General features: G+C 48.3%; 12 protein-coding genes. 10 read left to right on the top strand and 2 right to left on the bottom strand.

Annotation, left to right across the window (positions count from 1 at the left end):
• Positions 1-132: 132 nt before the first annotated feature.
• From MKZ13_RS29805 to nikE, 10 genes are all read left to right on the top strand, one after another.
• Entirely contained in the window at positions 133-1,446 is a 1,314-nt protein-coding gene (locus MKZ13_RS29805; protein ID WP_339180460.1) for an extracellular solute-binding protein, read from the top strand.
• A 196-nt stretch (positions 1,447-1,642) separates the two neighbouring features.
• Positions 1,643-2,530: a sugar ABC transporter permease gene (locus MKZ13_RS29800; RefSeq protein ID WP_221819858.1), complete on the top strand. Its 888-nt coding sequence runs from the start codon at positions 1,643-1,645 to the stop codon at positions 2,528-2,530.
• A gap of 2 nt (positions 2,531-2,532) precedes the next feature.
• Positions 2,533-3,366, top strand: coding sequence for a carbohydrate ABC transporter permease (locus tag MKZ13_RS29795; protein WP_339180456.1), 834 nt, complete (start codon positions 2,533-2,535; stop codon positions 3,364-3,366).
• Between the two features lie 21 nt (positions 3,367-3,387).
• Positions 3,388-4,425: a glycoside hydrolase family 130 protein gene (locus MKZ13_RS29790; protein ID WP_339180452.1), complete on the top strand. Its 1,038-nt coding sequence runs from the start codon at positions 3,388-3,390 to the stop codon at positions 4,423-4,425.
• A 201-nt stretch (positions 4,426-4,626) separates the two neighbouring features.
• A complete protein-coding gene (locus MKZ13_RS29785) occupies positions 4,627-5,568 on the top strand; it encodes a 1,4-beta-xylanase (RefSeq protein ID WP_339180449.1) in 942 nt (313 codons plus the stop codon).
• Positions 5,569-5,864: 296 nt separating this feature from the next.
• Positions 5,865-7,499 (top strand): nickel ABC transporter substrate-binding protein, encoded by a 1,635-nt coding sequence (gene nikA / locus MKZ13_RS29780; protein WP_339180446.1) that lies wholly within the window; start codon positions 5,865-5,867, stop codon positions 7,497-7,499.
• Positions 7,500-7,574: 75 nt separating this feature from the next.
• A complete protein-coding gene (nikB, locus tag MKZ13_RS29775) occupies positions 7,575-8,519 on the top strand; it encodes a nickel ABC transporter permease subunit NikB (protein ID WP_339180444.1) in 945 nt (314 codons plus the stop codon).
• A complete protein-coding gene (nikC, locus tag MKZ13_RS29770; protein WP_221819843.1) occupies positions 8,516-9,346 on the top strand; it encodes a nickel ABC transporter permease subunit NikC in 831 nt (276 codons plus the stop codon). The genes nikB and nikC overlap by 4 nt, the downstream gene beginning before the upstream one ends.
• Before the next feature lie 38 nt (positions 9,347-9,384).
• The gene (locus MKZ13_RS29765; RefSeq protein WP_339185473.1) at positions 9,385-10,191 is read left to right on the top strand and encodes an ABC transporter ATP-binding protein; all 807 of its coding nucleotides are present in this window, start codon (positions 9,385-9,387) and stop codon (positions 10,189-10,191) included.
• Between the two features lie 161 nt (positions 10,192-10,352).
• The gene (nikE, locus tag MKZ13_RS29760) at positions 10,353-11,153 is read left to right on the top strand and encodes a nickel import ATP-binding protein NikE (protein ID WP_339180441.1); all 801 of its coding nucleotides are present in this window, start codon (positions 10,353-10,355) and stop codon (positions 11,151-11,153) included.
• Positions 11,154-11,270: 117 nt separating this feature from the next.
• Here the strand turns inward: nikE and MKZ13_RS29755 are convergent, their stop codons facing one another.
• Positions 11,271-11,849, bottom strand: coding sequence for an NAD(P)H-dependent oxidoreductase (locus MKZ13_RS29755; RefSeq protein ID WP_339180439.1), 579 nt, complete (start codon positions 11,847-11,849; stop codon positions 11,271-11,273).
• Between the two features lie 307 nt (positions 11,850-12,156).
• Positions 12,157-12,747: a TetR/AcrR family transcriptional regulator gene (locus MKZ13_RS29750; RefSeq protein WP_339180436.1), complete on the bottom strand. Its 591-nt coding sequence runs from the start codon at positions 12,745-12,747 to the stop codon at positions 12,157-12,159.
• Between the last annotated feature and the right edge of the window lie 6 nt (positions 12,748-12,753).

The following is a 12,753-nucleotide window of genomic DNA, read 5'->3' as shown; positions in this document are numbered from 1 at the left end:
TCAACGAATTACTTCGCAATTTCTCTTGTTAATTTATAAATAATTTAATTGACAGGTAAGCGTTACCATAATAGAATTCATTTTGTAACCTTAACGATAACCTAAATTTACTTAAGAGAGGGGTCGAAACAATTGAGAAAAAACAAAGGTTGGATGATGTTGCTGACGATGCTGCTCATCACTTCGCTACTTGCTGCATGTTCATCCGGAGGTGGATCTTCGCAGGCAGGGGAGGAGATCAGTACAGATCCGGCAGATATCAAAGGTGAAATAACCGTTCTGACGCAACGGACAGATATTGTGGATACCGTGTTCAAAGACTACGCAGCAGAATTCAACAAGGAATATCCCGATGTCAAAGTTAACTTTCAGGCGCTGGCCGACTACGAAGGACAAGTGAAGATCCGTATGAGCACCAAGGATTATGGTGATGTACTGATGATCCCGACCAGTGTTCCGATCGCAGATATCCCGGACTTTTTCGAGCCGCTCGGCACGTACGATGAATTGAAAGACAAATACACCGCTATTGAAGAACGCATGGTGGATGGTCAGGTGTACGGTATCCCTACCGTGATCACGTTCTCCGGAATCATTTATAACAAACAGGTCTTCAAAGACGCTGGCATTATGGAAATTCCCAAAACACCGGAGCAATTCCAGGCTGCGCTTCAACTGGTCAAAGACAATACAGATGCGGTTCCACTCTACACCAACTATGCATCCGGCTGGGCTCTCACCCAATGGGAATCGGATCTGCCAACCGTGGCAGGCAGTGTGGATTACGTTAACGTGGACCAACCGAATACAGATGAGAACTTTGTGCCTGGTCAGCCGCACTATGAACTATATAAAGTGCTCTATGATGCAGCCAAGAACGGTCTAATCGAGAAAGACCCAACAACAACCGACTGGGAAAGCTCCAAGGCTGATCTTGCCAAAGGCAAAATTGCTACGATGGCACTGGGCTCTTGGGCGATTACACAGATCCAAGGGATGACGGATACACCGGACAATATTGGATTCTTACCTTTCCCAACTAATGCAAGTGAGGTTGTGGTTCCGCTCTCCGCTGACTATAACATCGGCATGAACGTGAACAGTGAGAACAAACCTGCTGCCAAAGCCTGGATTGACTGGTTCCTGGCGAAATCGAACTACGCAGTTGAACAGGGCGGCGGTATGGATGCAGACAAGAATGCTGAATTGCCACCGATTTTGGATCAATATAAAGATGTGAAATTCTCCACGCTTACACCTGCCAAAGGTGGTCAAGAAGGGCTGGTTGACAAGATTGATAACGAAGGCGAAATCGGTCTCTGGCAGCCTGACTTCAAGAAACGCATTATCGAAGCAGGTATTGGGAACCGCAAGGAATCATATGACGACATCATGAAAGATCTGAACGACAAGTGGGTAAAAGCAAGAGCAGAATTCACGAAATAATTGGATTAACGTAAGTGGATCAGGTGATGAATGGACTGCGGGGATATAGGAATCCATATCTGAATGGAGCATGGAGTATGTGGTATTTGAAAGCATGATACCCATGCTCTTTCCCCGGCAGTTATTCCTCCGGAATTCCATTGGACGGGAGTCTTTCGATATATAGGCGGGAGAACTGCTTGGAGGTGTGGAGAGCATGAAGTACTTAAAACTTTCGAATTGGGGCTACTCAGCGCAACGCATATTTATCATTTGTGCCTTCTCAATTATTCCGCTGGCGTTGCTGTTCACGTTTGCATACTTACCGGTCATCAACATGTTCAAATACAGTTTCACCGATTGGAACGGATACAGTAAAAGGTTTGATTATGTTGGGTTTGAGAACTATACGCGCATATTCAGTGATCCCGAATACTTCAAAGTATTTATTGTCAGCTTGTATTACTTCGTGGCTACGTTCTTACAGATGGGCTTGGCGCTTTACTTTGCCACGATTTTGAGTTTCAAAGTTCGAGGCAAAAACTTCTTCAAAGGCATACTGTTTTTCCCTTATTTGCTGAATGGGGTAGCCATCGGTTTTATCTTTCTCTTTTTCTTCAAACCGGACGGTACACTCGATATGCTCATGCAGGCTGTCGGGCTGGGACAATACACGCAGCTCTGGCTCGGTAATCCCAATATTATTAACGTGTCACTCGCAGGTGCCTCGGTATGGAGATACATGGGCTTCAACTTTATCATTTTCCTGGGTGCAATCTCCTCCATTCCGAAGGATGTGTATGAAGCATCCGATATTGATGGTGCCAATCGCTGGCAGCAATTCCGCCACATCATCCTGCCAAGCATTACACGCATCCTGCAGCTCAACCTGATCTTGGCGATTAGCGGCGCAATTAGTGCGTTCGATATTCCATATATCATGACTGATGGTTCCAACGGCAGTATGACATTTGTAATCCAGACGGTTCATTTGGCGTTTAAATATGGCAAGCTGGGACTGGCATCCGCCATGGCTGTGGTGCTGCTCTTGATCGTTATTCTCGTTACGCTCGTTCAGCGCGTCACCATGAAAGGGGAGGAATGAATGTGAACCAATTCAAATACACCCTTGCGAGCGTGGTTAAATATGCTTCCCTGGTGCTTGCGGCGTTTATCGCGCTGTTACCCATCGTGGTCATCCTGTTTGCATCTCTCAAAACCAATGCGGAATACGCTACCAGCAGTCCGCTTGCCCCGCCAGCCAACTGGCTGAACTTTGCGAATTATACGAAGGCTTTTGTGGATGGCAACATGCTGGTCGGTTTCAAAAATACAATTATTATCCTGATCATCTCCATTATAGGTGCAACGTTAACGGGTTCCATGATCGCGTATGTACTGGATCGTTTCAAATTCAAAGGTAAGAAAATCATGGTCGCGGCATTCCTGCTAGCTACGCTGATTCCAAGTGTTACGACGCAGGTCGCCACATTCCAGATCATTAACGCCCTCGACCTGTTCAACACGCGCTGGGCAGCCATCGTGATGTACCTGGGTACAGATATCATCGCGGTTTATATTTTCCTGCAATTCCTGGGTTCCATCTCAAGTGCACTGGATGAATCCGCCATGCTGGACGGCGCTTCGTACTTTACGATCTACTGGAAAATCATTCTGCCACTGCTGAAACCGGCCATTGTAACGGTCATTATCGTGAAGGGTGTGAACATCTATAACGACTTCTACACACCGTTCCTCTACATGCCAAAGGCCGATCTACAGGTCATATCCACCGCCTTGTTCAAATTCAAGGGGCCGTTCGGATCGCAGTGGGAAGTCATCAGTGCCGGCATCATGATCGCCATTATTCCAACCATGATCATTTTCCTGCTGCTACAGAAGTACATCTACAACGGCTTCGCGCAAGGCTCAGTTAAATAAAAACCGAAGGGAGAAATGGAAATGTCAGTTGCTGAAACGAAAAACGTACACATTGTTGGGGATGCTTTGCCGAATATGCCGTGGGAAGCCAAACCGGAGGGAACGGAAGGCCCGGTATGGAGACACTCGGCGAACCCGGTGGTTCCGCGTAACCCGGTCAAAGGCATTGCCCGCATTTTCAACAGTGCTGTTGTACCGTATGAAGGAAAATTTATTGGTGTATTCCGCGCCGAAACCGTTAATGGCCGTCCGCACCTGCACATGGGGGCAAGTGAGGACGGTTTGGAGTGGACGATTGAAGAAGAGCGTATTGCATTTGTAGATGAAAATGGTGATCCATTTATGCCGAACTATGCGTACGATCCACGTTTGGTCAAAGTCGAAGATACGTATTACATCATCTGGTGTACAGACTTCTACGGCGCAGCACTGGGCCTGGCCAAAACAGATGACTTCAAAACATTTGTCCGCCTCGAAAATCCAATGCTGCCATTCAACCGTAATGGCGTATTGTTCCCGCGCAAAATCAAGGACAACTATGTAATGTTGTCCAGACCAAGTGACAGTGGACATACGCCATTTGGGGACATCTTCCTGAGTGAAAGCCCGGATCTTGTGTACTGGGGCAAGCACCGTCATGTGATGAGCAAAGGCGGACAAGGCTGGTGGCAATCGGTCAAAATTGGGGGCGGTCCTGCTCCGATCGAAACGTCCGAAGGTTGGCTGATGTTTTACCACGGCGTCACGGGAACCTGTAGTGGATTGGTATATAGCATGGGTGCGGTTATTCTGGATCTGGATGAGCCATCCAAAGTAAAATATCGTTCCTCCAACTTCGTGCTGACACCGGAAAAATGGTATGAAGAACAAGGCTTCGTTGATAACGTCATCTTCCCGTGTGCAACACTGCATGATGCTGATACCGGACGTATCGCCATCTATTACGGCGCTGCTGATACGTATGTGGGCGTGGCGTACACGACCATCGAAGAGATCGTGAACTATGTGATCGAGACGGATGAAGTCATCGCCGGAGATCATGAAGAGGGCAAGCTGTAATCGAAGTGAAACAAATTTTGGGAAAGCTGAAATTTACACAATAACGGAGAGTGCAGAACCAATCTGAAGAAGCGAAGTGGTCGCATTTATCCCCGGATTTCTCCCTTGTATAAAAGGGATTGACAGAAATCTGGGGATAACGGCGATCGGAAGATGGTACTGCAATCGTAGTGAAAGTGTATACATTGGGGAGCAATGCATATGGAGTATATCAAGGGATTTACATTTGGCTGGATGAGTGGCAGGGGCGACTTCCGCAAGCCGGAAGCCAAAGAGTCTTTGCGTCTGATGGCAGAACGTACAGGCAGTTCACATGTTATTTTTGCACTGGCGGCACATCAGGATCATCCGCAGGCGGTAGAAGTGAAGTATCGGGGTGCACATCTGGTGGAGGATGATGAACTGGTGGACATGATTCGTTATGCCCGTACACTCGGGCTGCGTGTCATTCTGAAACCAACCGTCAACTGTACCGATGGCACATGGCGTGCACACATTAACTTTTTTGATATCGATGTGCCGTGTGAGCCAAAGTGGAAGGATTGGTTCCGCAGCTACACGGCATTTCAGAAGCATTATGCAGCGATTGCAGAGCAGGAAAAGTGTGAAATGTTCATCGTTGGCTGTGAGATGGTGCAATCCGAGCGTCGGGATCAAGAGTGGCGCGAGGTGATCGCCGGTGTGCGTGAAGTGTATACTGGGCTGGTGTCATACAACACGGACAAATATCAGGAAGGCCATGTGAAGTGGTGGGATGCCGTGGATGTCATCTCTTCCAGTGGTTACTATCCCATCGGAGATTGGGAGGCGCAACTGGATCGTATTGAACAGGCGATTGCTCCTTATGGCAAACCCTTTTTCTTCGCGGAAGCAGGCTGTCCCAGCCGCAATGGATCAGCCCAAGTACCGAATGATTGGGGGCTGGAAGGCGAAGTGAGCGCGGAGGAACAGGAGCGTTTCTATGAAGCCATGTTCCGGCATGTCAGTCAGCGTGACTGGGTACGCGGATTCGGTCTGTGGGATTGGAGCGCACATTTACACGCGGAGAAGGATGCGCTGACCGATGACGGATATGGAGTGTACGGCAAGCCAGCGGAGCAGGTAATTCGTCGGTTCTATGAGGGCATCGCTGTAGAAGTTTAAACGAGAAATAAGAAGGTGTATGTGATGATGAATCTCAGTGATATATCTCCATATGTACTTTCGTGATTTCCATGCTGTGAGCAAGGAATAACAGATTATGGTGAAGCTTATTTTTTCAGTTGTGATTCATATGCAGGTCGAGAGGCTCTTCCTCCTACAGGAAGGGCTTTTTTGGCATATTTAGTAGTGATGCATACTATGTCGAATTTTGTTGACAAAAGGAGGGCTCCTGCCTATTCTTAATGGATGAATATGATAATCATTATCATAAAATAGAGAAAAGGGGTTCAACATCCATGTCTGTACAACATCGCAAATCTTCGGCCCTCACGCTGGCAACGATGCTCTTGTTGTTATTCGTTATTGTGGGTTGCAGCAATACAGGAAGTGGAGATGAATCCTCATCTGCTGCTTCGGATCAAACATCTACGAAGTCGATTACGATGTCATGGCCACGTGATATCGGTACAATGAATCCGCACACGTACAATCCTTCGCAATTATTTGCCCAATCCATGCTCTATGAGCCGCTGATCAGTTACCAGAAGGACGGAAAACTGGAACCTGCGCTGGCAGAATCATGGACGATCTCCGATGACGGCAAAGTATATACATTCAAGCTTCGCCAAGGTGTGAAATTCTCAGATGGTACGCCATTTAATGCTGAGATTGTGAAAAAGAATTTTGACGCTGTAATGAAAAATAAAGACACACATAGCTGGCTGGGCATTGTAGGTGTGCTCGACAAGACGGAGGTTGTGGACGATCAGACTTTCCGCATGACACTCACAGAGCCGTATTATCCTGTTCTTCAGGACTTGTCGGTGGTTCGTCCTTTCCGCTTCCTGGGTGAAGCCGGATTCCCGGATGACGGAGATACTTCCCAAGGCATCAAAGAGCCGGTGGGTACTGGCCCGTGGATGCTGGCTGATTACAAGCAGGACGAATATGCTGTTTTCAAACGCAACCCGAATTATTGGGGAACCGCACCGAAGGTGGATCAGATTACGGTTAAGATCATCCCTGATGCAGAAACCCGCGTGCTTGCTTTTGAAAAAGGTGATCTCGACCTGATCTATGGTGAAGGTATGATCAGTCTGGATGCGTTCCAACAGCTTCGTGACAACGATAAATATGTGAGTCAGCTGTCTGATCCGGTAGGTACGCGAGATCTGCTGCTGAATTCCTCCAATCCGAAGCTGTCTGATCTCAGAGTGCGGATGGCGCTCCAGCAAGGATTTAACAAAAAAGCGATGGTGGAAGGCATCACTCTGGGTCTGGAAGAACCGGCAGATACGGCACTATCCAAAAACTACCCATACACCAATGTTGACCTGAAACCGATCGAATATAACGTGGAACAATCCAAAGCTTTATTGGATGAAGCGGGTTGGAAGATGCCTGCGAATGGTAGCGTTCGTGAGAAAGACGGACAACAGCTTGAATTCGAAATGATTTTTGACAAGACGGACCCGATTCAGAAAGCGATGGCTGAGACCATTCAGGCGGAATGGAGCGAGCTTGGGGTTAAGGTAAACCTCACTGGGCTGGAACTGACGGTACAGATCAAACGGTTGAAAGCCAATGATTTTGACCTGTATTTCTGGTACAACTATGGTGCTCCGTATGATCCACATTCCTTCATTAACGTTGTAGCGAGCCCTGGATTTGGTATCTCTGAGACGCTCAGTGCCTTGCCGATGAAAAAGGAACTGGACGAGCAGGTACATGCCGCACTATCATCAACAGATGAGACGAAACGTCAGGAGCTGTATGGCTCTATCCTGACAACACTTCAGGAACAATCGGCGATTGTCCCCATCTCGTATGTTAAGAAAACGGCGGTATATCAGAAGAAAATTTCCAACTTTATTTTCCCGGCAAACCGTGATGAGAATCCGTTTGTAGGCATTGAGTTGGGCAATCAATAAGTCATAATTACTTTGATTTTGGAAATGGTAAGGCCTTGGAAAGGTCATGTAGCTTGATAAAAGGGAGGAAGTTTGTTGATCAGTTATATCGGGAAACGAATGATCGCGATCATTCCTATCGTTTTTATCGCTACACTCGTTACCTTTGCGCTTATTCATATTTCACCAGTTGATCCGGCCGAGGCTTATCTGACAGCCGCTCATATCTATCCAACACCGGAGCTGCTTGCGCAAAAGCGGCATGAGTTCGGTCTGGATCAGCCTTTATTAACCCAATATGCGCATACGATTCAGAAGATTGCCAAGCTCGACTTTGGCACTTCGTATCTCACCAACAAACCCGTATGGGATGAAGTGAAACTAAGGATTCCCGCTACGGCTGAACTAGCCTTCTGGAGTATGTTGTTATCGGTTTTGGTAAGTATTCCTTTGGGAGTACTGGCGGCGGTGTATAAGAATAGCTGGATTGACATGGTCAGCCGGGCGATTTCCTATTTTGGAGCATCTATTCCGCAATTCTGGCTCGGTTACCTGCTGATCTTCTTTTTCTCGGTGAAGCTGGACTGGCTGCCTGTGGAGGGGCGTGGATCGTGGGAGAATCTGGTCCTGCCTACGGTAACACTATCCATGATCCTGATTGCGGTCTACACCCGATTGTTGCGTTCCAGTGTGCTGGAACAATTGCAGGAGACATATGTACAGTATGCGAGAACACGCGGGATTCGCGAACGAGTGATTATGCTCAAGCATGTGCTGAAAATCGCCATATCGCCCCTCATTACGGGGATGGGGATGAGTATGGGCAAGCTGCTCACAGGCACCATTATTGTAGAGCAGGTGTTTTCCTGGCCTGGGTTCGGGCGTTATTTCGTCGATGCGATATTTAACCGGGATATTCCCGTGATTCAATGTTATGTCTTCCTGGCGGCATGCCTGTTCATCGTATGCAATCTGCTCGTTGATCTGGTGCAGCTCGTTATGGACCCACGGATTTCAGCGAAAGGACGGGCAGAACATTGATAAACAAATGGCGTGCGGTATTTAAAGGACAGAGAGCCATCCAGATCTGCTCGGTGATCATCTTGCTTTTCTTCGTGATCGCGTTATTAGCCCCATGGATTGCTCCTCATGATCCGGTGAAGGTAAACCTGTTGCAGAAGCTGGCGAGTCCATCGCCTGAGCATTGGCTGGGAACGGATCATCTGGGACGCGACAATCTCACCAGGCTGATGTATGGAGCACGGGTGTCGCTCGGATTTGCTACCCTGATCTTTCTGTCTTCTTTGCTCATAGGTGTCATTGTGGGTTCAATCTCCGGTTACCTTGGTGGCTGGGTGGACAGTCTGCTGATGCGCTTGTGTGAAGGCATTATGGCGTTTCCGAATCTGGTGCTGGTGCTCGGTATTGTAGGGATCTTTGGTCCAGGTCTGACGCAGGTGCTTCTAGCCCTCATGATGGTACAGTGGGTGTATTATGCACGTATCTGCCGGAACATGGTCGTAAGTCTGAAGGAACGGAATTTTATCGCAGCGGCGCGGATTAGCGGCTCTTCTTCGTGGACGATTATTCGGAAACATATCATCCCCAACGTGCAGCGTCCGATTGTTGTGATGGGCACGCTGGAGATGGGATGGGCGATTATGGATATATCGGCACTTTCATTCTTGGGGCTTGGCATCCAACCACCGAATGCAGAATGGGGCGCCATGATCCATGAAGGAACAGGTTACATTCGCAGTCATCCGGAGTTGATGATCTACCCGGGTGCATTAATTCTGCTGGTAGTTATTACGTTCAACATCTTGGGAGAAGCGTTATCTGAGCGTTATGGCATTGCAAAAAGGTAATGATTCGGAATCTAAGGCATATGGAGGTGAACGTAACGATGGATGATGCAGCGAAGGTGCTCGAAGTTCGTGGTCTGCAAGTTAATCTTAGAACAGCGGAGGGTTTAGTCCCGTTACTGGAGCCCATAGATTTCGAATTGGAAAAAGGTCGTGTCTTCGGTCTGGTTGGCGAGAGTGGCAGCGGTAAGACCGTTACGTGTAACGCGCTGCTCCATCTGCTTGATCCTCGCAGGATGGAGGTAAAGGGTAGCATCCGTCTGAATGGACGGGAGCTGGGTTCGTTGTCAGGTGAGGAGATGCGGCGCATCCGCGGCAAGGAAATCGGATTTATTATGCAGAATCCGATGAATGCTTTTACACCCGTATATACGATTGGATCTCAATTCATTGAAACCTTGCGTACGCACACGGGGATGTCCAAAGCAGCGGCTCGAGAGCGGGCTATTACTGCCTTGGCAGACATGAACCTGCCCGAGCCAGTCAAACTGATGAAGCGATATCCATTCCAACTGAGTGGCGGTATGTTGCAGCGGGTGATGATCGCCATATCGATGTGCCTGCGACCGGCTTTGGTTATTGCTGATGAACCAACGACGGCACTGGATGTCGTGAATCAGTTCAAGGTGCTTCAGGAATTGGATCGGCTACGTACGGAGTATGGCACATCCATCTTGCTCATCTCCCACGATCTGGGCGTGATCTCGCAAATGGCGGATGAAGTCGCGGTTATGCAGAAGGGGCGAATTGTGGAGCAGGCGGATGTGCACCAACTGTTCGACCACCCGCAGCATGAGTATACCCGGATGTTGTTAAATGCCAGACCCAGTATGTCTTTGGGACGATAGCGAATCACTGATGAGATGAATCGTTCAGTGAGTGTATGTGTAGAGCGGGTATGCACTGTATTTTGAGTGGGTAGGCGCAGGGGTGGAATGAACATGGTGATGGTTAAATTCGGCTTCTTCGGAGATTGCTTCTGCCAAGTACAAGAGAGGAGGATGACCTGATGCTTCAGGTATGTGGAATAAGCCATAGCTATGGCAAACGCAATTGGCTGGATCGTTCGGGAGCACGTCCTCCTGTGCTGGCAGACATCTCACTTACGATTGAAAAGGGTGTTTGTCTGGGACTGTTAGGTACGAGTGGAGCAGGTAAAAGTACCTTGGGCAAAATTATTCTTGGTCTGGAGAAGCCAAGCCAGGGTCAGGTTTTATTTCAAGGACAGGATATCTACCGATCCAGCAAACCCGTCCTCAAGGGATTACGACGTGATCTGCAGGTCGTGTTCCAAGACTGTTATTCGGCTGTGAATCCACTCATGACTGCCGCGCAGATCATTGGGGAGCCGCTGGATAATTACGAGCGTTTGTCGGCAAAAGAACAACTTCGTGTGATCGGACAACTGCTTGAGCAGGTTGGACTTACACCAGAGGATGCCAACAAGCTTCCGCACCAGTTCAGCGGTGGCCAATTACAGCGAGTTAACATCGCACGAGCCATTGCGCTCAAGCCGAAGTTAATCGTACTGGACGAGTCGATCAGCAGCCTGGACATGGTGCACCAGACGCAAATCCTATCCTTATTGGCGGAGCTCAGAACGTCGTATGGGTTGTCTTACCTCTTTATCACACATGATATTCGGGCGGCCATGACGATCTGCGACCGCATTGCCGTGATGGATCAGGGCAGGATTGTCTATAGCGGTGATGCGGGGGATTCAGTAATGCAGTCGGATCATCCGGCAGTCCAGCAGCTGGTTACAGCTATTTTGCCTGAGCATCCGTCGGGTCGTATTTCATTTGGGTAAATAATGTGCGCAAGGTTCGTTAGACTATAATAAACGCAACAAAGGGGTGTCCCGTCTTGAACATGACGTAGGGGACATCCCTTTTTTGTTTAGAATTAGGCAATTTTATCTTCTGTCTTACCCCATCTTCCGCCCAAGCTGCTCAATCTTATCGAGCCAATTCTTTCTCTGTTCATCGGACTTCTTCCCGACTTGATCTACAGTTGTTATACGCACAGGTTTGATGCCGGTGAGTCCAAATGTGGAGATTTTCATCATTTTATGTGCAGGCTCACCTTGGAACCATTTGAAGTACCAGCTCGGACCATCCATCGTGGTGATCATGCGAGCGGTCCGGCCTTTGAGAAGTTGATCCGGGAAAGGTTTTCCTTTTTGATACTTGAAGGCGTAACCTGGCATGAAGATTCGGTCAACAAAACCTTTCAGCAGGGCAGGCGGTCCTCCCCACCATATTGGGAACACCCATACGAGATGCTCGGCCCACTTGATTGCTTCTTGAGCTTGTAGCAAATCCGGTTCAAGGGGAAGTTTATTACGATATCCTCCCTCCAGATTCATGTTAAACGCCAACTCGTTCAGGGTGATCATGCGGACGTCAGCACCAGCCTGCACCGCACCTTTGTGGTACGCCTCGGCGATTGCGCCGTTATAACTGGGGGAGACGGGATTACCTTGAATAATTAATATTTTTTTCATGGAAGATGACACATCCTGACTATTTTAGTTAATGAACACTAACCTCATGTGCAAAAAGAAAAGGTCACGTATGACCCGATAATCCATCTGGTATATCCTGATGGTATGTTGACGATTCTCTTTTAGAAGTTGTTCAAAGAGTCCGCATTACAAATCATGCCTAGCGGTATCATCAGCATCGAAGATGGGATTCAGCCGAAATAAGCGGGAACTTACGAAGGTTGTTTCCTTCGGAAACAACGTAGTTGCTCACGTCGTTTTCCCTACGCTCCGCTACTCCATTTCTAGCTTCATCCCATTTCCATCGTTACTCCTGAGGTACCTGCCCCAACATCGATGCAAGTCGGTGAACCGTTTCCCCCGTATAAGGTACCAGCAACTCCGGCAGTTCACCTTGCATACTGGAGACCGCCATGCGTGTAATTGCACCGATAATCAGCACGGCAGTGAGCCTCGAATCCTGCTGAGGCAGTTCGCCACGCATCATTCCCTGATCGATCAGATCCATTAACGCATCCAATGGCTGACGGTAATCTTCGCTGCTTCCAGCTTCAATGAATATTTCATGATTCTGTGAAATCAGCAGCAGTCCGTAGGGATCTTCATCATGCAGATGGAGAACCTCGGTAACCAGTTGCTTGAAGCGATCCAGTACGGGACCTTCCTGTCGAACATACCCGTCAATTAGTGCAGTATAGTCGACACAGTATTGGGTGAAGGCTTCCAGGGCAACGGCATCCTTGTTTTTAAAATGTTTGTAGATCGCCGCATCGGTTACTCCGGCGGCATCACCGATCTCTTTGACGGATATGCCGTCAACGCCTTTGGTTGCGAACAAGCGCATCGCCGCTTGTAGGATATCTTTCTTTTTGCTATCCACATGAGATTTGTTCTTCATGATTTT

Origin of the sequence: Paenibacillus sp. FSL R5-0701 (genome assembly GCF_037973995.1) — a bacterium.
Lineage (GTDB): Bacteria > Bacillota > Bacilli > Paenibacillales > Paenibacillaceae > Paenibacillus.
The sequence above is the reverse complement of the archived record's forward strand: the minus strand, read 5'-3'. Positions and strand labels throughout refer to the sequence as shown.

What these genes read in the sequence shown, in the direction of transcription:
- MKZ13_RS29800 (WP_221819858.1), top strand. Translation starts at nt 1,643, where the DNA reads ATGAAGTACTTAAAACTTTCGAATTGGGGCTACTCAGCGCAACGCATA.
- MKZ13_RS29790 (WP_339180452.1), top strand. Translation starts at nt 3,388, where the DNA reads ATGTCAGTTGCTGAAACGAAAAACGTACACATTGTTGGGGATGCTTTG.
- MKZ13_RS29785 (WP_339180449.1), top strand. Translation starts at nt 4,627, where the DNA reads ATGGAGTATATCAAGGGATTTACATTTGGCTGGATGAGTGGCAGGGGC.
- nikA (WP_339180446.1), top strand. Translation starts at nt 5,865, where the DNA reads ATGTCTGTACAACATCGCAAATCTTCGGCCCTCACGCTGGCAACGATG.
- MKZ13_RS29765 (WP_339185473.1), top strand. Translation starts at nt 9,385, where the DNA reads ATGGATGATGCAGCGAAGGTGCTCGAAGTTCGTGGTCTGCAAGTTAAT.
- nikE (WP_339180441.1), top strand. Translation starts at nt 10,353, where the DNA reads ATGCTTCAGGTATGTGGAATAAGCCATAGCTATGGCAAACGCAATTGG.
- MKZ13_RS29755 (WP_339180439.1), bottom strand. Translation starts at nt 11,849, where the DNA reads ATGAAAAAAATATTAATTATTCAAGGTAATCCCGTCTCCCCCAGTTAT.
- MKZ13_RS29750 (WP_339180436.1), bottom strand. Translation starts at nt 12,747, where the DNA reads ATGAAGAACAAATCTCATGTGGATAGCAAAAAGAAAGATATCCTACAA.